Below are 21,795 nucleotides of genomic sequence, written 5' to 3' on the forward strand. Positions count from 1 at the left end.
GTAGTGTGGAATGGCCGCGCGCGACATGCACCACGTGGCATCCGTTCGACAGAAGGGCGCGCGTTGCCGAACCGCACCACCATCGAAGACATCTACGCCGACACGCTGCGGCGCAACCCCGGCGAGGTGGAGTTCCACCAGGCCGTGCGCGAGGTCTTCGACTCGCTCGGGCGGGTGCTCGACAAGAACCCGCAGTACGTGCAGGCCTCGATCCTCGAGCGCATCTGCGAGCCCGAGCGCCAGATCATCTTCCGGGTGCCGTGGGTCGACGACGCCGGGCAGGTGCGCATCAACCGCGGGTTCCGCGTGCAGTTCAACTCGGCGCTCGGCCCGTACAAGGGTGGGCTGCGCTTCCACCCGTCGGTGCTGCTCGGCACCGTGAAGTTCCTCGGCTTCGAGCAGGTCTTCAAGAACGCGCTCACCGGCATGCCCATCGGCGGCGGCAAGGGCGGCAGCGACTTCGACCCCAAGGGTCGCTCCGACGGCGAGATCATGCGGTTCTGCCAGTCGTTCATGACCGAGGCCTACCGCCACATCGGCGAGTACACGGATGTCCCGGCCGGCGACATCGGCGTCGGTGCACGTGAGATCGGCTACCTCTTCGGCCAGTACAAGCGCATCACCAACCGCTACGAGTCGGGCGTGCTCACCGGCAAGGGCGTGACCTGGGGCGGCTCGCTCGTGCGCACAGAGGCCACCGGCTACGGCGCCGTGTTCTTCACCGAGCACATGCTCGCGACGAAGGGCCGCTCGTTCGACGGCGCCCGCGTGCTCGTCTCGGGCTCCGGCAACGTCGCCGTCTACGCCATCGAGAAGGTGCACGCCCTCGGCGGCATCGTCGTGGGCGCCTCCGACTCGTCGGGTGCCATCCACGACCCCGACGGCATCGACCTCGCGCTGCTCCGCGACATCAAGGAGCGTCGCCGCGAGCGCATCTCGGTCTACGCCGAGGAGCGCGGCGGTCGGGTGAGGTTCCTGCCCGGGGCGTCCGTCTGGGACATCGAGAGCGACGAGCGCATCGACGTCGCCCTGCCGTGCGCGACGCAGAACGAAATCTCAGAGGCCCAGGCCGTGAAGCTCGTCGCCTCGGGCGTCGTCGCCGTCGCCGAGGGCGCGAACATGCCCACGACGCCCGGCGCGCTTCGCGTGCTGCGCGAGGCCGGAGTGCTCTTCGGCCCGGGCAAGGCCGCGAACGCGGGCGGCGTCGCGACCTCCGCGCTCGAGATGCAGCAGAACGCCTCACGCGACTCGTGGGGCTTCGAGCACACCGAGGAGCGCCTGTCGGAGATCATGGCGGGCATCCACGAGCGCACCGCCGCGACCGCCGACGAGTACGGCGTGCCGGGTGACTACGTGGTCGGCGCGAACATCGCCGGATTCACGCGCGTCGCCGACGCGATGCTCGCCCTCGGCGTCATCTGACGCGCTGGCGGCTGCTCGCCGGCAGCTGCCGTGGCCCGCGATTGCGCCCGCTCGCCCGCGCTCGCACCTTCGCGCGCCCGCACTCTGGCGCGCCCGCGCCTTCGCGCGCCCGCACTCTGGCGCGCTCGCACCTTCGCGCGCTCGCGCGCGCCCGTCGAGATGACGCGTCTTGTCGGTTCGAGGTCGCGAATACCGACAACACGCGTCATCTCGACGGCACCCCGCGGTGGAGTGGCGCCCGGGAGCGGGGGGAGTGGCGCCGGAATCGGGCTAGGCGCGCGACTTCGGCAGACGGATCGGCGAGGTGAGCGCCACCTCTTCGGAGAAGTCGGCGGGCACGAGCCGGTCGTTCGGCACACGGGGCACGAGCTCGCGCTCCGACGCGCGCTCACGGTCGCGGTCGATCCTGCGCTCACGCTCGGCGTCGCGATCCCGGCCGAACTCCCGTTCGATCTCGCGCTCGAGCTGATCGACCCCGACGGTCGGCACGGACTGCGTGGCCACCGCCGCGATCGCCGCGGTCGGGGCATCCGAGAATTGCACGGCGGGCCGCCAGGCGTACCGCGGATGCCGCGTCAGCCGCATTCCCCGTGACATGACGAGCCAGCCGAGGCCGATGAGTGCGGCGACCATCGCGGCGACGGCCGCGAGCCCGAGCGCCCAGCGCGGACCCATGCCGTCGGCGACGGCGCCCACGATCGGGGCGCCGATGGGGGTGCCGCCCGCGAGGATCGCCATGTACAGCGCCATCACCCGGCCGCGCAGTTCGGGCTCGGTCGTGGTCTGCACGTAGCCGTTCGCGGTCGTGAGGATCGTCACCGCGCCGAGTCCGATGAGGATCGTCGAGGCGGCGAAGGTCCAGTAGGTGGGCATGAGCGCCGCGGTGAGCGTCGCGAAGCCGAGGAACGCGCAGGCGAGGATGACCACGCGGATGCGCGCCCGCTCTCGTCGAGCCGCGAGGAGCGCCCCGGTCAGCGAGCCGATCGCGAGGATCGAGGAGAGCAGTCCGTACTCGCCGGCGCCGCGGCCGAACTCGACGGCCATCGTCGAGGAGAAGATCGGGAAGTTCATGCCGAACGCGCCGATGAGGAACACCATGACGAAGACCACGACGAGGTCGGGCCTGCCTGCCACGTAGCGGAAGCCGGCGACGAACTGGCCCTTGGCGCGGGGTGCGCGCGGAGAGCGCTTCAGCTGCCGGCCCTTCAGCATCGCGAGCGCACCGAGCACCGCGAGGAAGGTGAAGGCGTTGATGATGAAGACCCAGCCCGAGCCGACCAGCACGATGAGGAAGCCCGCGACGGCGGGGCCGATCATGCGAGCGGTGTTGAACGACGCCGAGTTCAGCGCGACCGCGTTCGACATGTCGGAGTTCGACACGAGGTCGGAGACGAACGTCTGCCGTGCGGGGTTGTCGATGGCGTTCACGAGACCGAGGGCGAGCGCGAAGAGGTAGAGGTGCCAGAGTTCGGCGTGACCGAAGACGAGCAGGAGGCCGAGCGCGAGCCCGAGCAGCATGAGCAGGGTCTGCGTGACCATGAGGATCTTGCGGCGGTCGAAGCGATCGGCGATGAGGCCGGTGATCGGCACGAGCAGCAGCTGCGGTGCGAACTGCAGCGCCATGGTGATGCCGACGGCGAAGGCGTCGTTGTCGGTGAGTTCGGTGAGCACCACCCAGTTCTGGGCGGTGGCCTGCATCCAGGCGCCGACGTTCGAGACGAGGGCGCCGATGAACCAGATTCGATAGTTGCGGTGGGCGAGGGATCTGAACATTGCACTCACTGGTCGGTGAGCCTCCTGAGGATGGTCGTGGCCTCGGCGAGCGTCTCGCGTTCGGCGGGGGTGAGTGCGGCGAAGCGCTTGGCGAGCCAGGCGTCGCGGCGGCGGCGGGTCTCGAGCACGATCGTCTCGCCCGCCTCGGTGGCGGAGACGATGACCTTGCGTCCGTCGTCGGGCGAAGCGGTACGGGTGGCGTAGCCCGCGTCGACGAGGCAGTTCACCGTGCGGTTCATCGACGGCGCGGTGACCCGCTCGAGCTCGGCGAGTCGGCCGATCGTGAGGGGGCCCTCGGTCGAGATCCAGCCGAGGGTCGAGAACTGCGAGCCGCTGAGTTCGGTCTCGGTGCGCTCCTGCCTGAGCCGGCGGGAGAGGCGCATGATCGCGATGCGGAGTTCGGTGCTCTGTTCGGCCAGAGTTCGGCGCCGTGCGGCCGGTGCTCGGGTCGGCGCCGCAGGGGTCGATCGATCGGCAGAGGCAGGGCGCGCGACATCCGACATATTGCTTAGTGTAACAAATTAGCCTTGCTAAAGATTCCACGCGGCCTGCCCGCTTCTTGAAATCGGTTTCAAAGTCACGGCCGTCGACGTATCGTGTCGGTGACGATCGAGGAGGATCATGCGCCATGCCGGCAGCAATCGCGTTCCGTGGAGTCTTGCGCTCGGGGCATCCGTCGCGCTCATGCTGGGCGCGTGCGCCCAGGGAGGCGGGGGAGGTGAGCCGGTGAACGTCGACCCCGACCCCGACAAGCCCTTCGTGCTCGAGGGCGTGGGCAACCTGACCGAGATCGCGAAGCTCACCGGGCCCGACTCCATCAACGACACCGAGTCCGCGGCCGTGGCGGGCACTGACCTCGGCTCGATGGTGAACCTGGGCGACAAGACCTTCCTGCTCTTCGGCGACACGTTCGGCGACCGCGCCCCCGACGCCTACGGCGGGCAGGGCGGCAACTGGCGCTCGAACGTCTCCGCCTGGACCACCGACGACGACCCGAGCGACGGGCTCACCTTCGACGGCTGGGCGCCAGCCGATGACCTCGGCTGGGCGGAGGCGCTCGTCGAAGGCGACCACGACGCGAACGACGGCACGGGTGAGGTGACGAAGATCCCGACGTACGGCTTCGCGATCGGCGACACCCTCTACCTCTCGTACATGTCGGTGAAGTTCTGGGGCGAGCCGGGGGCGTGGGACGCGAACGACGCCGGCCTGGCGAAGTCGACCGACGAGGGTGCGAGCTGGACGGCGCTCGACGCGCCGCGATGGCCCGGTGACTCGAACTTCATCCAGGTGGCGACGGCGAACGTCGAGGAGGGCGGCGACGAGTACGTCTACTTCTGGTCGATTCCGGCCGGGCGATTCGGCGGAGTTCAGCTCATGCGGGTGCCGGCGACGGTCGAGGCGGTCGAGGATGCCGCGGCGTACACGTACTTCACCGGTACGGACGGCGACGGCGCACCCGAATGGAGCTCCGACATGGCCGCTGCGAGGACGATCGTCGACGGCACGATCGGCGAGCTGTCCGTCATGTGGTCGGACTACCTCGACCGGTGGCTGATGACCTACTCCGACGACGGCAACGCCTACATGCGCGAGGGCATCACGCCGTGGGGCCCGTGGGGCGAGCCGATCGAGATGGTCTCCGCCGTCGACCATCCCGGCCTCTACTCGCCGTACATGAACCCGCGATACGTCGGCGAGGGAGGCAGGCGGATCTACTTCACGTTGTCGCTGTGGGGGCCGTACAACGTCTTCTGGTTCTCGGTCGACCTCGAGCGCGCGGAGTGATGGGCGACCGCCTCGTGCACGGCATCGCGACCCTTGCGCATGAAATCGATTTCGCGTACGCTGACGCCGAGACGAGATCAGAGGCGATCCGCAGCGGCGGTGCGCCGGTCTGATCGAACCGGACCGGGCTCCCTGACCGGCCACAGCAACGACTCACCGATGAGTCGAGTTCCTGAGGAGGGACGAATGCACAAGAGAATCACCAGGCTCGCCACCGTCGGCATCGCGGCCGCAGCGGTCGGGGTCATGCTCGCCGGCTGCACGCCTGCGAACAGCAACACGACGGAAGACGGCAAGTCCAAGGTCGTGTTCTGGCAGCAGAAGTTCGAGGACTACCAGCAGGACTGGTTCAAGGCGCAGGTCGCCGAGTTCAACGAGAGCCAGGACGAGGTCGAGGTCGAGCTCCTGGTGGTCCCGGCCGACACCTGGGACCAGAAGCTCAAGGCCGCCCAGGCTGCGGGCAAGGCACCCGACGTGAAGACCACGAGCTACGGCAACGTCAAGCCCATGCAGGCCACCGGTCAGATCGCGAACCTCAGCGAACTGATGGACGCCGACGCCTTCAGCGACATCGCCGAGAACATCGCTCCGTTCGTCACGGTCGACGATGGCGTCTACGCGTACCCCCTGCTCGTCGAGCCGTCGACGGTGCTGTTCTACCGCACCGACCTGCTCTCGGCAGCCGGCATCGATGCGCCGCCGACGACGTGGGACGAGCTCCTGGACGACGCTCGAACGCTCACCAAGGGCGACGTCTACGGCATGAACATCGCCCAGACCGCGCCAGACCTCGGATGGTCGAGCTGGGGCCTCCAGTACAACGCGGCCGGCGACTTCCCGCTGCGCGGTGACTGGTCGGAGGCGTCGGCCGACGATCCCGCCTACGAGGATCTCGCGAAGTTCTACCAGACGCTCTACACCGAGAAGCTGATGCCGCAGGAAGCGACCTATCCATACGCCGACTGCTCGTTCTTCGGTGAAGGCAAAGTGGCCATGAGCGCATGCGGATCATGGGCGCTCGGCCAGCTCTCGGCGAACCCCGACTGGGCGGGCGTGTGGGAGAACACGGCCGTCGCCGCCTTCCCCTCGTCCGATGGCGACCCCACCTCGCCGACGTCGACGCTCGGCGGATGGACGCTCACCGTCGATGCGAAGTCGAAGGTGCAAGAGGATTCCGCGGCGTTCGTCCAGTGGCTCCTCGCCGACGACGACACGGATCGGCTCGTCGACTTCTTCACGGCGACCGGCTTCTCGAAGTACCCGGCGCGAGTCTCGGTCACCGACGCGCTCGCGGCGACTCCCGAGGCGGCCGACAACCCGTTCCTCGCGACGATCACCGAGGACATCGTGCCCTACGCCAAGGCGGAGCCGTCCTACCCGTGGGACGTCAGCCTCGCCTTCGCGACCAGCCTCGAGAAGGCCATGCGGGGCGGTGACATCCCCGCCGCGATGAGCGAGGCCCAGGCGGCGATCGAGGATGTGATCGAGAAGCAGAAGTTGGCCGGCACCGGCAGCGACTGATTCGTGACGTGGGGCGGGTGCAGCCCTGCCGCACCCGCCCGACGTTCAGTCCCGACCGATCCCGAAGGAGCACAGCGATGACGATGTCGCCGCAGTCCACCAATCGCCTCGCGACCGCCGCGAGCGTCGCCCTGGAGCCCGAGGGCACGGCTCCGGCGTCCAAGCGCCGACGCAGAGTCGCAGGCCGTCTGAGCACGCATGTGATGGACAACCGCACCGCGTACGTGATGATCGCGCCGATGGTGGTGCTGCTCGGCATGTTCGTCTGGTGGCCGCTGCTCTACTCGTTCTACCTGTCGACGTTCGAGATCAGCTTCTACGAGGAGCCGGTGTTCGTCGGACTGCAGTTCTACGGCTACGTCCTCGAGGATCCCGACTTCTGGCATTCCATCGGCATCGGCGCCACCTACGTGCTGTACACCGTCCCCGCGATCATGATCATCGCGTTCCTGGTCGCCAGCTTCATCCGGACGGTCGGTCGCAAGGTGGCCGGACTGCTGAAGACGACGGTCTACGTGCCCACCGTGGTCTCCGCGGTGATCACGTCGGTGGTGTTCGTCTTCATGTATCGCGCCGACGGCGGCCTCATCAACTGGCTGATCGGTTTCGTCGGCCTCGGCCCGTTCGCATTCCTCTCCGACCCCGAGCTCGCGCTGCCCGCGATCTCGGTGCCGGGTATCTGGCTCGCCTTCGGAATCACGACGCTCATCATGCTCGCGGGCATGTACGACATCCCGCAGAGCTACTACGAGGCCGCCCAGCTGGAGGGCGCGAACTTCTTCCAGCGCACGTGGTTCATCACGATCCCGCTCATGAAGAACGTGCTGCTGTACCTGGTGGTGACGGCGACCATCGCGGGCATGCAGCAGTTCGAGCTTCCGCTCATCATGACGCAGGGCGGTCCGACGAACTCGACGATGACCCCCAACCTGTTCATCTTCAACCAGTTCAAGGACCCCACCCCGTACGCCACGAGCTTCTCGCTGACGGCGGCGCTCATCCTCTTCTTCGTCCTGGGTGGCATCAGCATGCTGATCTTCCGCCTCATCCGCTCCGACAAAGCGATCGACGCATAGGAATCTCGAAATGAAGGCCTCTCTCGGGCGACGCGTCGCCACCTACGCGCTCGCCGCGCTCATCGTCATCAGCACCACACTCCCACTCGCGTGGATGCTCATCTCCGGGTTCAAGGGTCGGAGCGAGGTGTTGCGGACCCCGTTCCAGTTCTTCCCCGACGTCTGGTTGTGGCAGAACTACGCGGCGATCCTGCAGGACCCCGCGTTCCTCCAGTCGATGGCATTGACCTTCGCGGGCGCCCTGCTGTTCACACTGCTCAGCCTCGTCGTGAACTCCATCGCCGCGTACGCGTTCGCTCGTCTCGACTTCCGAGGGAAGCGGTTCTGGTGGGTCTACTGCATCACGCCGATGTTCATCCCCGGCATGGCGATCCTGTTGACCTCCTACGTCGTGGTGTCGAACCTCGGGATGCTCAACACCCTCGCCGTCCTGATCATCCCCGGTGCTGCTTCGGCCGTGCAGATGTTCTTCATCCGGCAGTTCTACCTGAACACCCCGCTCGCCATCGAGGAGGCGGCCCTGATCGACGGCGCCGGCCGCTGGCGCATCTTCTGGTCGATCTTCCTCCCGCAATCGCAGGGAGTGTTCGTCGTCGTCGGGGTCGGCTCGTTCCTCGCGTACTGGAACGCGTACGTCTGGCCGATCCTGACGATCCAGGACCCCGGTCTGCAGCAGATCATGCAGTACATCGCGGGCTTCCGCTCGGAACGCGGGAACGAGTGGGGGCTCCTCATGGCCGGATCCACGCTCGCGGCCCTGCCGACGATCCTGCTCGTGCTGATCTTCCAGCGATACATCGTCAACGGCGTGCGGCTCGCCGGAATGAAGTAGCCCGCAACCTCGCGAACCTCCACCGACAGGGAGATGCAACGATGCAACCCGTACGAAGGACCTCCGCAATCCTCGCCGCCGTCGGCGCGCTCGTGATCGGCGTGATCGCGCCGATCGGCGCAGCCGCGGCACCGCTCGCTCCTGCGGAGAGCGCGGTCGCCGAGTCATCCGCCGACCACTCGCCTGCTGTGCTCGTCAGCAAGATGACGGGGCCGAAGTCGCTGAGTGCCACCGACACGCGGTGGGCGGTGACGGGCACCGACCTCGGCATCATGTGGGACAACGGCTCGGGCGAGGTGCTCACCGCGTTCGGCGACACGTTCGGCGACTGGAACGGGCCGGGCGGCGGTGGCGGCGACTGGCGCTCGAACGTGCTGCTGCGCAGCAGCGACACCGATCTCGCCGACGGCATGACGTTCGACTCGGCCGTCGAGGACGCCCCGGGTCACGCCGGCGAGATCATCCCGTCGCTGAAGATCAACGGCCAGGAGATGACGACGATCCCGACGGCCGGCATCGCCGTGGGCGATCGGCAGTACCTCGCCTTCATGTCGGTGCGCCAGTGGGGTGCGCCGGGCGTGTGGGACACGAACTTCAGCCGCATCGCCTACTCCGACGACGACGGCGAGACCTGGAACTCGACCGACGGACCGGAGTGGGCGAACACCGCCGACGGTCAGCACCCGTTCCAGATGGTCGCGTTCGAGCGTCATGACGGCTTCGTCTACATGTTCGGCACTCCCAACGGGCGATTCGGTGCGGTGCACGTCGCACGCGTGCCCGAGGCATCCGTGCTCGACAAGTCGGCCTACTCGTACTGGAACGGGTCGAGCTGGGTGCTGGGCGACGACACCGCCGCCGCGCCGATCGTGCCGCCGAACGCCGCCGAGCTCTCGGTGCGATACAGCGAGCACACCGGCGGCTGGCTGATGACCTATCTGAACGAGGACCTCGACCTGGTGCTGCGCACCGCACCCTCGGCCGAGGGGCCGTGGAGCGACACGCAGCGGCTGGCGAGCTTCGCCGACTACCCCGGCCTGTACGGCGGCTACCTGCACCCGTGGTCGGAGGACGGCGAGCTCTACTTCGCACTGTCGCAGTGGGACCCCTACAACGTCTACCTGATGCGCGCCGAGATCGACGAGAACGGTGCCGTCGTGAACCCGAACCTCATCGAGGACCCCGGCTTCGAACGGGCCGTCGACGGCACGATGCCGGCGCCGTGGGCGTGCACCGGCAACTGCGGCATCGACGTCAACCACGCGTGGGCGCACGGCGGCAGCAAGCAGGGATGGATGCGCCACAACGCCGGATGGATCGACATCCACCAGGATGTCGCGGTCGAGCCGAACACCACGTACACCTTCACCGGCTTCGTCGTGACCGGTGGCGCTCCCGCGCCCGGTTCGATCGGAGTGCGCGAACTCGGCGCCGGCGGGTCGACGCTCGCCGAGGCATCCTTCGAATCGGTCGGTGCGTACACGCGGTACTCGGTGACCTTCCACAGCGGCGATCGCACGGCGGTGCAGGCCTTCGTCGGCACGAACCTGAACGGCGACCGCTGGGTGCAGACCGACGACCTCTCGCTCGTGAAGGCGAAGGAGCAGCTGCCCGGGCTGACGGTCACCGTCTCGTCCGACCCGGCTGCCGGCTCCGAGGTCGTGCGCGACGACGTCGTGGCGTACACGGTGCACGTGTCGACCGACAGCACTCGCCCCGAGCAGGTCTCGCTCGCGGTCGATCTCGCCGGGCTCGTCGACGATGCGACTCCGGATGCCGCGTCGGTGCGCTCCTCGTTCGGCGAGGCGGTGCTCGACGGCTCGATGCTGCGCTGGTCGGGCGAGATCGCCCCCGGCGAGCGGCTCGACCTCGGCTTCGCCGTGACCGTGCGGCGCGACGCGTCGCGCGGCGACTCGGAGCTCGTCGTCACGACCACGGCCGAGGCGGAGCGAGCGATCCTGACCTCCTGCGGCGGCTGCGAGCTCAGCCTCTCGGCGGTGCACTACGACCCGCGGCCGCCGCGCCCCGAGTTCCCCGACAAGCCCGGAAAGCCCGACAAGCCGGGCAAGCCCGGCCGCCCCTGACGCCGCGGACGTCCCCGCAGGCCGGTCGAGGGAGAACGAGGTCTCGGAGGCGGGTTCGGGCGCGAGGCGGTGCGATTAGCCGCTGATCGCGTCGCCCAGTCCGGCGATGACCCGGTCCAGCCCGTACGCCCATTCCCTCTCGGCATCGTGCGGGCCGCCCATCGCCTCCCCGGCCGCGCGACCGACCCGTTGCGCGAGTGCGAAGTCGTCGCCCACGTAACGGGCCAGGCTCGCGACCGACTCCTCCCAGAGCTCGCCGAACTCGCCGGTCGCGGGACGCGTCACGATTCTCGAGGCCGACGACCGCACGAAGTCGAGCACGAACGTCAGCGCCGCATCGCGGTGGATGTCGCCGATCGACGTGCCGTCGAAGGCTCGCAGCTCGTGGTCGTACTTCGCGATCGTCCCGGGGCCGAGGGCGGTGCGCGGGTCGTCGACGTCGAGCAACCAGGGGTGGGTGCGCAGGAGCGCGAGGTTGTCGTCGGCGACCCGGCGCACCCGGGTGCGCCACGCCGCCCGCCCGAACGGCGTCGACGTCATGCGCGCGTACACGTGGTCGGCCATCAGCACGAGCAGGTCGTCGCGGCTGTTGACGTGGGTGTACACCGACATCGCCGTCATCTCGAGCGACTGCGCGAGCGCGCGCACGGTGACGGCGGTGAGGCCGCCCTCGTCGGCGAGGGCGATCGCGCGTGCGACGACGTCGCCGGTCGAGTAGCGCGCCCGGGGGCCACGGCTGCCGCCCGCCGACGCACTCGGGCTGTCGCGCCACAACAGGTCGACCAAGGGTCGGGGCATCGCGGGGCCTTCCTCGGAATAATCCATAACATTGTACGTTGTAGCCTGTGCTGTACGTCGTACAGGGTTTACTGACAGGAGACTCGATGAACATCACCCAGACCGCTCTCTCGCTGAACGTCGCCGACGTCGACGCCTCGGCGGGCTTCGCCGAGACCTTCTTCGGTTACGAGGAGGCCATGGCGGCCGACGGGTTCGTGTCGCTTCGGCATCCCGACTCGAACACGAACCTGATCTTCCTGGCCACGGGCCTGTCCACCTTCAAGCCGAGCGAGATCGCGGGCTCAGCGAGGCAGGGGCTGCTGCTCGTCTTCGTCGTCGACGACCTCGACGGCGAGTTCGCGCGCATCGAGGCGGCCGGCGCCCGAGTCGTGACACCTCCGGAGACCGAGCCGTGGGGTGAGCGCTTCTGCCAGTTCGCGGATCCGAACGGGCTCATCTGGCAGCTCGTGCAGTGGGTCGACCAGCCCGCTTGAGCGGTGAGGGGGTGGCGCGCTCCGCGCGGCGCCCCCTCGCCTGCGGGACTACTCCGCCACGCTCACTCCTGCGGCGCCCGCGGCGGCATGGCGCCGATGTCCGGCACCGGTGCGGTGCCGAGGTGCACCTCCATGTCGTCGGCGGTCGGTGACTTCGGACGGCGTGCCGTGGGGCGGTCGAGATAGAACATCGCCGTCGAGGCGATGTCGTCGCGGAGCGGGAGGTAGCGCCATCCGCTGCGCCACCCGAGCGCCTGGATGTCGACCTTCGGGATGCCGGTCGCGAAGAAGATCGGGTCGAGCAGGTGCCAGCGGTACATGCCGAATCGCTGCTGGCTGACGTAGAGGCCGTCGGGGCGGATCACCTGGGGCATGCCGAGGTAGGGGGTCGAGAACTCGGTGTACCCCTGGCCGGGGATGTCGAAGTTCCAGGCCCCGCCGAAGTAGTCCTCGGTGCCGGTGCCGCAGATCGTGGGGTGGTCGGTGTCGTCGTCGAGGTAGAACTTGATCTCGCCTTCGCCCCACCAGCCGTTGGAGTTCACGCCCCACGCGAGGTAGGTGCCGACGTACTGGCCCTGCCCCTCGACGCCCTCGAGGATCGTGTGCGGCACGAGCTCCTCGAGCGGGTTCGATCGGCGCCATTGCGCGTGGAAGTAGCCGTCGGCCGAGTAGTCGCCGCCGATCTCGTAGGTCACTTGGTAGTACACGCGCACGTCGACGACCGAGGTGTTCTCGATCGTGAGTCGTGCGCCGGTCCTGAAGGGCATCGGCCAGTACGAGTTGAATCCGCCGTGCGGGTTCGCGGCGATCGCCTGGGAGTTCACCTGCGCGAACACGCCCCAGCCGTTGCAGAAGAAATCGCCGTACGGCACTTCGACCGCGGGCTCCTCTGCGCCGTCCCAATACGCGCGCAGCACGAGCGTGCGCCAGTTGTCGGTGTGGGTCGTGATCCAGATGTGCGTGATCCTGCCCGGGCCGTCGATCGTCGCGAGGTCGAGGGTCTCGCCGGCCTTGATGTCGACGCTCGGCGAGATCTTCCAGCCGGGTCCGAGATCGCGGGCGGCGGATGCCCCGGTGCCCTCGGTCGCTCGGCCGCCGCCGCCGACCGCGCCGTCGAAGTTCTCGGGCGAGATCGAGCGCGTCTGCAGGCGTCGGAGCGCCGAGATCGACGAGAGGTCGGGACTCTGGGGATGAGGGGCGTTCACGATCGGCCACTTCCTCGTGTCGGCGCGGCACGTGCCGCGCTGCTGGAATCGATTTCAACACTGTAAGGTTGCCTCACCGGCATGTCAACGCGAGCCGGCGCAGGGCAGGGCGCATGGCGACGATCTACGAGGTGGCGAAACTCGCCGGGGTGTCCCCGGCGACGGTCTCGCGCGTCTTCAACGGGGTGGCGGTCTCCGACGAGAAGTCGGCCGCGGTTCGAGACGCCGCGAAGCAGCTGAGGTTCACGCCCAACCGCACCGCCCGCACCCTGCGCAAGCAGGAGTCCGAGGTCATCGCGCTCGTCATCCCCGACATCGAGAACCCCTACTTCACCGAACTCGCCCGTGGGGTCGAAGACGTCGCGCAGAAGGCCGGGTTCTCCGTCGTGCTGTGCAACACCGACTCGCAGGTCGACAAGGAGGCGACCTACCTCCAGATCGCGATCTCCGAGCACATGGCAGGGGTGATCCTCGCCGCGGCATCCGACCAGACCAATCTCGACGACATCCGCGCGGCGGGCCGGCCGGTCGTCGCCGTCGACCGCGGCACGGGCTACGACATCGACGGCGTGATCATGGCCAACCGCACGGCGGGCCAGGCGGCGACCGAGCACCTCGTGCAGGCCGGGTATCGGCGCATCGCATGCATCACCGGCCCGCAGCACATCGAGACGGCCGCCGAGCGCGCGCAGGGGTGGCGCGCGGTCATGACGCGGCAGTTCCCCGAGTCGAACGCCGACGAACTGCTGCGCTACTCGACGTTCCGCGTCGACGGCGGCCGGGAGTCGATGGAGGCGCTGCTCGCCCTCCCCGAGCCGCCCGACGCCGTCGTCGCGGCCAACAACCTGCTCGGCGTCGGCGCGATCCAGGTGCTGACCGAGCACGGCCTCACCCCGCCGAAGCTCGGAGTCGCGGTCGTCGGCTCGCTGCCGTTCACGACGCTGTCGCCGAGCGCGGTCACCGTCGTCAAGCTGCCGGCGCGGCACATGGGCGTGACCGCGGCCAAGATGCTGCTCGAGCGCATCGCGGGTGACGATCAGCAGGCGCGCACGGTCGTGCTGCGCGGCGAGCTGCAGCCGGCACGGCCGGCCGGCGATCCGCAGGTTCCCGCCACGTCGATGTGACGTCGCCGGGCTCGACAGCGCACCGTCACATGCGGAGCGGCGCGCTGATGCCCAGCAGGTCGAGACCCCGCACCAGCACCGCTTCGGTCTGGCGGCAGAGGCGCAGCCGTGCGTCGCGATCAGCGGTCTCCGCGCGGAGGATCGGGACGGCGTCGTAGAACGCCGCGAACCGCTTCGCGACCTGGTAGAGCAGGGCGCAGAGCCGGTGGGGTTCGAAGGACTCGCCCGCTGCTCGCGCAGTGGCGTCGAAGTCGAGCAGCAGGAGCGCCAGCTCACGGGCTTCGGGAGTGTCGAGGACGATCGGCGCGTTCGGATCGTGCCCCTTCGACCCGGGGTGCGAGAAGACGGAGCGGACCCGGGTCACCGCGTACTGCAGGTAGGGGCCGGTGTTGCCGACCGGGGCGAGCATCCGGTCGAGATCGAACATGTAGCCGGTGTCGTGCGGCACCGAGAGGTCGGCGTACTTGATCGCGCCGATGGCGACCGCGCGGGCCGCGCGTTCGCGTTCCTCGTCGTCATCGATCGCGTGCTCGCGATCCGTGGCCGCGGCCGCTCGCCGGTACGCCTCGTCGATCAGGCCGGCCAGCGTGGCGCCGTCCCCGCTCCGGGTGCGGAGCAGCTTGTTGTCGGCGCCCACGACGTTGCCGATCTTCACGTGCACGGTCTCGGTCGTCGGCGGGAGCCAGCCGGCTTCGCGGGCGACGGCCCAGACCATCTCGAGGTGCGTCGCCTGCGGCTCGCCGATCACGTAGACCGCCTGATCGGCCCCCAGCACCAGCGCGCGGTGCCGAATGGTGGCCAGGTCGGTCGTGGCGTAGCCGTACCCGCCGTCGCGCTTCCGGACGATGAGCGGGGCCGGGGTGCCGTCGCGCCCGGTGAATCCCTCGGGGAAGGCGCACAGGGCGCCGTCGCTCACCCGTGCGAGCCCGAGCGCTTCGAGCTCGGCGCAGATGCCGGCGAGTTCGTCGTTGTACGAGCTCTCTCCGGCCAGGTCCTCGTCGGTCAGTGACACGTCGAGGCTGTCGTAGACCTTCCGGAAATAGGCCTTCGACGCGTCGACGAGCTCGGTCCACCGCTCGAGCGTGGCGGCATCGCCCGCCTGGAGGAGCACCACGCGCCGGCGCGCGCGCTCGGCGAACTCGGGCGATGCGTCGAACTTCGCGCGCGCCGCCCGGTAGAAGGCGTTGGGGTCCTCGGCCATCCGGTCGAGCTCGGCCGAGCCGAGTCCGAGGTCGATCGAGTGCTCGATGAGCATGCCGAACGGCGTACCCCAGTCGCCGATGTGGTTCTGGCGGATGACGGTGTGCCCGCTCCACTCCAGCATGCGCGCCAGGGCGTCGCCGACGACGGTGGTGCGCAGGTGGCCGACGTGCATCTCCTTGGCCACGTTCGGCGATGAGTAGTCGATCACGATGCGTCGACCCGTGGCGTCGTGTCGCTCTGGAATCGAGAGCGAGGTGAGCCGCTCCGCGATCCAGTCGGTGGAGAGCTCGAGGTTCACGTACCCGGGCCCGGTCACCTCGGCGCGCGCGATCGGGCCGTCGACCGGGATCCGCTCGACGACCTGCAGTGCAAGGTCGCGCGGGCGCAGGCCGTGCGCGGGTCCGAGCGACAGGGCGGCGTTGCTCTGCAGGTCCGCGAAGCGCGACTCCCGGATCACCGGGTCGACGCCCGCGGGCTCGACGCCGAGCACTTCGGCGATCGCGTGCGCTGCGACGGACGCCACGGCAGCTGTCGGGCTCTCCACGCGTGGAGTGTATCGAACGCCGTGTCCGGGGTCTCCTCGGATCCCCACATCGATTGCATCGTTCCGATTGATCATGAAATCGATTTCGCATAGAGTGGCCGACGACGACGTGGCGGACTTGCCGACGACGTCCCACCGGCCGCGATCGAGGAGGAACGCCATGCCGAAGCGATGCACGCTCGGTGTCGACATCGGCACCTCGAGCAGCAAGGGCGTGCTCGTCGCGGCCGATGGCGAGATCCTCGCCACCGCGACGGTGGCGCACGAGGTGCAGCGCCCACGCGCCGGTTGGGTCGAGATGGACGGCCGCATCTGGTGGGACGAGTTCGTGGAGCTCTCGCGTCGACTGCTGGCCGAGGCATCCGCTCTCGGCATCGACCTCGAACTGGTCGGCGTCGGCGTCAGCGGCATGGGCCCCTGCATTCTCCTCGTCGACGAACACGACGATCCGGTGCGTCCGGCGATCCTCTACGGCGTCGACACGAGGGCGGCGGCGCAGGTCGAGCGGATGTCGCAGCAGCTCGGCATCGACGAGATCACGAGGGTCGGCGGCTCGGCCCTCACCTCCCAGGCCGGCGGCCCGAAGATCGCCTGGATCGCCGAGGAGGAGCCCGAGGCGTACGCCCGGGCCCGCCGCCTGTTCATGCCCGCCTCGTGGCTCGCACGCAGACTGACCGGCGCCTACGTGCTCGACCACCAGTCGGCCAGCCAGGTCTCCCCGCTCTACGACATCGAGGCCGAGACGTGGCACCGGCCGTGGTGGAACCGGTTCGCCGCGGGCATCGAGGCGCCGCCGCTCGCGTGGGCGGGCGACGTCGTCGGAACCGTCACGGATGCTGCGGCCGTCGCCACCGGCATCCCGGCCGGCACGCCCGTGATCGCCGGCACGATCGACGCGTGGACCGAGGCGGTCAGCGTCGGCGCCCACGGCACCGGCGACCTCATGCTGATGTACGGCACGACGATGTTCCTCATCGCGACGGGGGAGGAGACGCTGCGCACCCCGTCGATGTGGACGACGGTCGGCGCCTTCGCGGGCACCCGCAACCTCGCCGGCGGACTCGCGACCTCGGGCGCGCTGACGGCGTGGCTGACGGACCTCACCGACGCCGACTACCCGACCCTGCTCGCCGAGGCGGCCGACTCCGGAGTCGGCGCCCGCGGCCTCGTGATGCTGCCGTACTTCGCCGGAGAGCGCACCCCGATCCTCGACCCCGACGCGCGCGGCGTCATCGCGGGCCTGACACTCAGCCACTCGCGCGGCGATCTCTACCGCGCCGCGCTCGAGGCGACCGCGCTCGGCGTGCGGCACAACGTCGAGACCATGCGCGCCGCAGGCGCCGACATCCGCCGCATCGTCGCCGTCGGCGGCGGCACGCAGGGCTCGCTGTGGCTGCAGATCGTGTCGGATGTCACGGGGCTCGTGCAGGAGGTGCCGCAGACGACGATCGGGGCGAGCTACGGCGCCGCGTTCCTCGCGGCGGTCGCGACGGCATCGGTTGCGCCGCCGAGCATCGCCGACTGGAACCCGGTCGCGACGACGATCCGGCCACGGCCCGAGACCGCCGCCGGCTACGACGTGCTCTTCGAGCGCTACCTCCGCCTCTACGCCTCGACGAGGGAGCTCGTGCACGAGCTCGCAGCCGAGCAGCGCCGTGCATCCGGAGACGCTCACGACCACGCCGATCAGGAGGGCACGCGATGACCCGCAGAGCACGAGGCATCCCGCACACCGCGGAACGCGCCGCGTTCCCCCTCGGCGGCATCGGCACGGGCAACGTCTCGATCGGCGCGCGCGGCGAACTGCGCGACTGGGAGCTCGAGAACCTGCCCGACAAGGGGCGGCTGAACCCCAACACCTTCTTCGCGATCCACGCGGCGCCCGAAGGCAGCGCCGCCGTCACCCGCGTGCTCGAAGCGCGGATCACCGGCCGCCACGACTGGGACGCCGGCTACGGCTTCGACCGGCTCGCCGGGCTGCCTCGCCTGCACGGTGCGACGATGCACGGCGAGTACCCCGTGGTCGACATCGACTTCGACGACGACGTGCTCCCGGTCGACGTCTCGCTCACGGCCTTCACCCCCCTCGTGCCGCTCGACGCGGACGCCTCCGGCATCCCCGCCGCCGTACTGCGCTACCGCGTCGCGAACCCCGGAGCGGTGCCCGTCGCCGTCACGATCGCCGGCTCGCTCACGCACACCGCGGGTCGAGGCGAGGGGCCGTACGGCATGCGTGCCGCGCAGACCGTGCGCTGGCGCGACGACGGCGCGGTGCGCGGGCTCGACTTCGGCATCGGGCTGCCCGACGACGACTTCGGGTACGGCACGATGAGCCTCACCACGACGGATGCCTCGACGACGGCGAAGCCCCAGTGGGTGACCGGGTTCTGGCCCGACGGTCCGCGCCTCTTCTGGAGCGACCTCAGTGATGACGGCCTGCTCGAACCCGAGCCGCGGCTGACGCTCGAGGATCGCCCCCGCGGACTGTTCGCCGACTCCGACGACGGCGCGCCGATGGCCGAGGAGGCCCTCTTCGAGAAGCTCCCGCGCCTCCGCACCGGCACGCTCGGCATCGTGCACGAACTGGCACCGGGGGAGCAGCGCGACTTCGAGTTCGTGCTCTCCTGGAGCTTCCCGAACCGCCGACGCGGCTGGTACGGCCACATCGTCTTCGGCGACGCCGACCCCGCAGAGGTCGTGCGCAACCGCTACGCCACGCTGTGGCCCGACGCCTGGGCGGCGGCATCCCACCTGCATCGCGAACTGCCCGCCCTCGAGGCGGCGACGCGTGCATTCGTCGAGGCGCTCTACGGCGGCAGCCTCGATCCTGTGATCGCCGACGCCGTCGGCGCGAACGTCGCTGCGCTGCGCTCGACGACGTGCTTCGTCGTCGAGCAGCCGAACCCCGAGCTCGGTGCCGGACCCGTGTTCGCCGCGTGGGAGGGCTCGTTCGACCACGGCGGCTCCTGCGAGGGCACCTGCACGCACGTCTGGTCGTACGCGCAGACGGCGGCGTGGCTGTTCCCGTCGCTCGAGCGGAGTGCGCGCCGGGTCGAGTTCCTGCTCGAGACGGATGCCGCGGGCGCCCAGAAGTTCCGGTCGAACCGGGTCTTCGGCGGCCCGTCGTGGTTCATGGGCCCCGCGGTCGACGGGCAGCTCGGCACGTTCCTGCGCCTGCACCGCGAATGGCGGTTCTCGGGCGACGACGAGTTCCTCCGCGAGCTCTGGCCCGCTGCGGTGCGCACCCTCGACTACGCGATCCGCGAGTGGGACAGCGACGGCGACGGCCTGCTCGACGGCGAGCTGCACAACACCTACGACATCGAGTTCCACGGCATCGAGCCGCTCGCGAACGGAATATTCCTGGCCGCGCTGCACGCCGGCGCCCGCATGGCGGCCCACCTCGGCGAGACGGACCGCGCGAGCGACTGGCTCGAGCGTGCCGAGCGCTGCGCGGCGGGCATGGAGGCACTGCTCTGGAACGGCGAGTACTACCGCCAGGTCTCGGGCGACGTCGACGCGCACCGCTACCAGTACGGCGACGGCGTGCTCTCCGATCAACTGCTCGGCCAGTTCCACGCCTCGGTCAACGGCCTCGGCGAGATCCTGCCCCGTGACCACGTGCGGAGTGCCCTCCGCGCGATCGTCGGGCACAACCACCGAGCCGACCTCACCGAGCACGAGAGCACGCAGCGGGTCTACGCACTGAACGACGAGGGCGGGCTGCTCCTCGCGTCGTGGCCGCGCGGCGGACGACCGGCGATCCCGTTCGTCTACTCCGACGAGGTCTGGACCGGCATCGAGCACCAGGTCGCCGCCAGCCTCGTCTACGCCGGGCTCGTCGACGACGCGCTCCTCGTCGAGCGCACGCTGCGCGCACGCTACGACGGCACCGTGCGGAACCCGTGGAACGAGATCGAGTGCGGCAACCACTACGCCCGCTCGCTCGCGTCCTGGGCACTGCTGCTCGCATTCAGCGGCGTGCAATGGGATGCCCCGGCCCGAACGCTCTCGTTCGACCCGAGTTCCGACGGCCGCTACCTCTTCACCACCGGTGGGGCGTGGGGGCGCGTCGAGATCGACGGCGACGAGCTGACGCTGCGCCTCGAGGGCGGCGTGCTCGACGTCGACCGCATCGTGCTGCGCGGGCGCGAGGCATCCGGAGCACTGCACCTGACCACCGGCGACGACCACACCGCCCGCGCGGTGACCGACCACGAACACCAGGAGACACGATGACGAGTTACACCCTGCCCGCGACCGTCGAACGGCCGGTCGCGACGTCGAACACCGCCTACCTCATCGCGAGCGGCGATCTGCGCGAATCGGCCAACACCGCGGGCTGGGCGACCCAGTCGGCGATGGAGGCGGAGGTCACGGCGGCCCTCGGCGAACTCGGCTGGCGGGTCGTGCGCGCCAACGGCGTCGACCCGGCGACGGGCCACGGCTTCATCTCGAGCCAGCGCATGGGACTCGAGGTCTTCAAGGCGATCCCCGTGGACGCCCCGCTCATCGTCGCCGAGGCGGTCTGGCAGTACTCGCACCACGTGCTCGCTGGGCTCCGCACCCACCGCGGCCCCATCCTCACCGTCGCGAACTTCGCCGGCGACTGGCCGGGGCTGGTCGGCCTCCTCGGCCTGAACGCCGGCCTGACGAAGATGGGCAAGCCGTACTCGACCATCTGGTCGGTGGACTTCACCGACGAGTGGTTCCGCGCCGGTCTCCGCGAATGGGTCGAGACCGGGCGCATCACCCACGACGCGTCGCACGTGCGGGCGCTGCCCGAGCTGCCCGACACCCCCGAGGTGCGCCTCGGCCGAGCCCTCGGCGACCAGCTGCTCGCCGACAAGGCGATCATCGGCGTCTTCGACGAGGGCTGCATGGGCATGTACAACGCGGTCTTCGACGACGAGCTGCTGAACCCGCTCGGCATCTACAAGGAGCGGCTGTCGCAGTCGGCGCTCTACGCCGAGATGCTGACCGTGCCCGACGCCGAGGCCGACGCCGCCCGCGACTGGCTCGTCGAACGCGGCATGACCTTCCGCTTCGGCACGGATGACGCGACCGAGCTCACGGTCGAGCAGGTGCGCTGGCAGATGAAGATGTACATCGCCGCGCTCCGTATCTCCGACGACTTCGGCCTCGACGCCGTCGGCATCCAGTACCAGCAGGGGCTGAAGGACCTCGTGCCCGCGTCGGACCTCGCCGAGGGCGTGCTCAACTCGACCGAGCGGCCGCCCGTGTTCTCGCGCGACGGCTCGCGCGAGCTGTACGCCGGGCGCGCGTTCCCGCATTTCAACGAAGCCGACGAGGGCGTCGCCGTCGACGCGCTCATCACCGATCGCGTCTGGACCGCGATGGGTCTCGTGCCCGACAACACCCTGCACGACGTGCGCTGGGGCGAGGAGCACGACGGCGAGTTCGTCTGGGTGTACGAGATCTCGGGCTCGGTGCCGGCCTCGCACCTCGGCGGTTGGGACCATGCCGAGGGATGGCGCCAGGGCCCGGTGTTCTTCCCCGCGGGGGGCGCGACGATCAACGGGGTGTCCAAGCCGGGCGAGATCGTGCTCTCGCGGGTCTTCATCGCCGACGGGATCCTGCAAGCCGACGTCTTCCGCGCCACCGTCGTCGAGCTGCCGGCCGAGGAGACCGAGCGGCGCAAGCAGGCGACCAATCCCGAGTGGCCGATCGCGCACGTCGTGCTGCACGACGTCTCGCGCGACCAGTTCATGGCTCGGCACAAGGCCAACCACGCTCAGCTCGTGTACGCGCCCGACGCCGAGACCGCCGACAAGGCGCTCGCGGCGAAGGTCGCGATGCTCGACCGCATCGGCGTGAAGGTCAACCTCGTCGGTACCGTGGCGCTCTGAGGCGGGGAGTCGACGGCGGAGCGAGCGAGCCGGCGCGCGGGTTCATCGACCATCGCCGCACGGCCTGCCATGATGTCGG

General features: G+C 69.6%; 16 protein-coding genes. 11 read left to right on the forward strand and 5 right to left on the reverse strand.

Features of this window, described 5'->3' with window-relative positions:
• The first annotated feature begins 63 nt into the window (after positions 1-63).
• A complete protein-coding gene (gdhA, locus tag BUR99_RS12640) occupies positions 64-1,422 on the forward strand; it encodes an NADP-specific glutamate dehydrogenase (protein ID WP_074260707.1) in 1,359 nt (452 codons plus the stop codon).
• Positions 1,423-1,692: 270 nt separating this feature from the next.
• On the opposite strand, the gene BUR99_RS12645 is transcribed toward gdhA, so the two are convergent.
• Together BUR99_RS12645 and BUR99_RS12650 are read right to left on the reverse strand one after the other, a co-directional pair.
• Positions 1,693-3,195: an MFS transporter gene (locus tag BUR99_RS12645; RefSeq protein ID WP_074260708.1), complete on the reverse strand. Its 1,503-nt coding sequence runs from the start codon at positions 3,193-3,195 to the stop codon at positions 1,693-1,695.
• Positions 3,196-3,200: 5 nt separating this feature from the next.
• Positions 3,201-3,698 (reverse strand): MarR family winged helix-turn-helix transcriptional regulator, encoded by a 498-nt coding sequence (locus tag BUR99_RS12650; RefSeq protein WP_084183966.1) that lies wholly within the window; start codon positions 3,696-3,698, stop codon positions 3,201-3,203.
• 118 nt (positions 3,699-3,816) lie between these two features.
• Between BUR99_RS12650 and BUR99_RS12655 the strand changes: the two genes are divergently transcribed.
• The 5 genes from BUR99_RS12655 (at position 3,817) to BUR99_RS12675 (ending at position 10,496) form a co-directional block, all read left to right on the forward strand.
• Positions 3,817-4,983 (forward strand): DUF4185 domain-containing protein, encoded by a 1,167-nt coding sequence (locus BUR99_RS12655; RefSeq protein ID WP_074260709.1) that lies wholly within the window; start codon positions 3,817-3,819, stop codon positions 4,981-4,983.
• A 186-nt stretch (positions 4,984-5,169) separates the two neighbouring features.
• Positions 5,170-6,504, forward strand: a complete 1,335-nt coding sequence (locus BUR99_RS12660) for an ABC transporter substrate-binding protein (RefSeq protein WP_074260710.1) — start codon at positions 5,170-5,172, stop codon at positions 6,502-6,504.
• Positions 6,505-6,581: 77 nt separating this feature from the next.
• On the forward strand, positions 6,582-7,580 hold the full coding sequence (locus BUR99_RS12665; RefSeq protein WP_074260711.1) for a carbohydrate ABC transporter permease: 999 nt from the start codon (positions 6,582-6,584) through the stop codon (positions 7,578-7,580).
• A gap of 10 nt (positions 7,581-7,590) precedes the next feature.
• A complete protein-coding gene (locus tag BUR99_RS12670) occupies positions 7,591-8,412 on the forward strand; it encodes a carbohydrate ABC transporter permease (RefSeq protein WP_074260712.1) in 822 nt (273 codons plus the stop codon).
• Between the two features lie 41 nt (positions 8,413-8,453).
• Positions 8,454-10,496, forward strand: a complete 2,043-nt coding sequence (locus BUR99_RS12675; protein WP_074260713.1) for a DUF4185 domain-containing protein — start codon at positions 8,454-8,456, stop codon at positions 10,494-10,496.
• 75 nt (positions 10,497-10,571) lie between these two features.
• Here BUR99_RS12675 and BUR99_RS12680 read toward each other — a convergent pair whose 3' ends face one another.
• The gene (locus tag BUR99_RS12680; RefSeq protein WP_074260714.1) at positions 10,572-11,294 is read right to left on the reverse strand and encodes a TetR/AcrR family transcriptional regulator; all 723 of its coding nucleotides are present in this window, start codon (positions 11,292-11,294) and stop codon (positions 10,572-10,574) included.
• A gap of 86 nt (positions 11,295-11,380) precedes the next feature.
• On the opposite strand from BUR99_RS12680, the gene BUR99_RS12685 reads away from it, so the two are divergent.
• On the forward strand, positions 11,381-11,770 hold the full coding sequence (locus tag BUR99_RS12685; RefSeq protein ID WP_074260715.1) for a VOC family protein: 390 nt from the start codon (positions 11,381-11,383) through the stop codon (positions 11,768-11,770).
• A 62-nt stretch (positions 11,771-11,832) separates the two neighbouring features.
• On the opposite strand, the gene BUR99_RS12690 is transcribed toward BUR99_RS12685, so the two are convergent.
• Positions 11,833-12,975, reverse strand: a complete 1,143-nt coding sequence (locus BUR99_RS12690; protein WP_084183967.1) for a glycoside hydrolase family 172 protein — start codon at positions 12,973-12,975, stop codon at positions 11,833-11,835.
• 113 nt (positions 12,976-13,088) lie between these two features.
• Between BUR99_RS12690 and BUR99_RS12695 the strand changes: the two genes are divergently transcribed.
• On the forward strand, positions 13,089-14,099 hold the full coding sequence (locus tag BUR99_RS12695) for a LacI family DNA-binding transcriptional regulator (RefSeq protein WP_074260717.1): 1,011 nt from the start codon (positions 13,089-13,091) through the stop codon (positions 14,097-14,099).
• A gap of 25 nt (positions 14,100-14,124) precedes the next feature.
• Here the strand turns inward: BUR99_RS12695 and argS are convergent, their stop codons facing one another.
• Positions 14,125-15,846 carry an arginine--tRNA ligase gene (argS, locus tag BUR99_RS12700; RefSeq protein ID WP_074260718.1) on the reverse strand — a complete coding sequence of 574 codons (1,722 nt, stop codon included), beginning with the start codon at positions 15,844-15,846 and terminating at the stop codon, positions 14,125-14,127.
• Positions 15,847-16,006: 160 nt separating this feature from the next.
• On the opposite strand from argS, the gene BUR99_RS12705 reads away from it, so the two are divergent.
• From BUR99_RS12705 to BUR99_RS12715, 3 genes are read left to right on the forward strand one after another with little or no spacing between them, the layout of a single operon-like run.
• Positions 16,007-17,551: an FGGY-family carbohydrate kinase gene (locus tag BUR99_RS12705; RefSeq protein WP_074260719.1), complete on the forward strand. Its 1,545-nt coding sequence runs from the start codon at positions 16,007-16,009 to the stop codon at positions 17,549-17,551.
• The gene (locus BUR99_RS12710) at positions 17,548-20,085 is read left to right on the forward strand and encodes a GH116 family glycosyl hydrolase (protein ID WP_074260720.1); all 2,538 of its coding nucleotides are present in this window, start codon (positions 17,548-17,550) and stop codon (positions 20,083-20,085) included. Before BUR99_RS12705 ends, BUR99_RS12710 begins: the two co-directional genes overlap by 4 nt.
• On the forward strand, positions 20,082-21,716 hold the full coding sequence (locus BUR99_RS12715) for a fucose isomerase (protein ID WP_074260721.1): 1,635 nt from the start codon (positions 20,082-20,084) through the stop codon (positions 21,714-21,716). The genes BUR99_RS12710 and BUR99_RS12715 overlap by 4 nt, the downstream gene beginning before the upstream one ends.
• The last annotated feature ends 79 nt before the right edge of the window (positions 21,717-21,795 follow it).

The organism is Agromyces cerinus subsp. cerinus, assembly GCF_900142065.1.
GTDB lineage: Bacteria > Actinomycetota > Actinomycetes > Actinomycetales > Microbacteriaceae > Agromyces > Agromyces cerinus.

Coding starts and splice junctions, on each gene's coding strand:
- BUR99_RS12645 (WP_074260708.1), bottom strand. CDS start 3,195: ATGTTCAGATCCCTCGCCCACCGCAACTATCGAATCTGGTTCATCGGC.
- BUR99_RS12650 (WP_084183966.1), bottom strand. CDS start 3,698: ATGTCGGATGTCGCGCGCCCTGCCTCTGCCGATCGATCGACCCCTGCG.
- BUR99_RS12655 (WP_074260709.1), top strand. CDS start 3,817: ATGCGCCATGCCGGCAGCAATCGCGTTCCGTGGAGTCTTGCGCTCGGG.
- BUR99_RS12660 (WP_074260710.1), top strand. CDS start 5,170: ATGCACAAGAGAATCACCAGGCTCGCCACCGTCGGCATCGCGGCCGCA.
- BUR99_RS12665 (WP_074260711.1), top strand. CDS start 6,582: ATGACGATGTCGCCGCAGTCCACCAATCGCCTCGCGACCGCCGCGAGC.
- BUR99_RS12670 (WP_074260712.1), top strand. CDS start 7,591: ATGAAGGCCTCTCTCGGGCGACGCGTCGCCACCTACGCGCTCGCCGCG.
- BUR99_RS12675 (WP_074260713.1), top strand. CDS start 8,454: ATGCAACCCGTACGAAGGACCTCCGCAATCCTCGCCGCCGTCGGCGCG.
- BUR99_RS12680 (WP_074260714.1), bottom strand. CDS start 11,294: ATGCCCCGACCCTTGGTCGACCTGTTGTGGCGCGACAGCCCGAGTGCG.
- BUR99_RS12685 (WP_074260715.1), top strand. CDS start 11,381: ATGAACATCACCCAGACCGCTCTCTCGCTGAACGTCGCCGACGTCGAC.
- BUR99_RS12695 (WP_074260717.1), top strand. CDS start 13,089: ATGGCGACGATCTACGAGGTGGCGAAACTCGCCGGGGTGTCCCCGGCG.
- BUR99_RS12705 (WP_074260719.1), top strand. CDS start 16,007: ATGCCGAAGCGATGCACGCTCGGTGTCGACATCGGCACCTCGAGCAGC.
- BUR99_RS12710 (WP_074260720.1), top strand. CDS start 17,548: ATGACCCGCAGAGCACGAGGCATCCCGCACACCGCGGAACGCGCCGCG.
- BUR99_RS12715 (WP_074260721.1), top strand. CDS start 20,082: ATGACGAGTTACACCCTGCCCGCGACCGTCGAACGGCCGGTCGCGACG.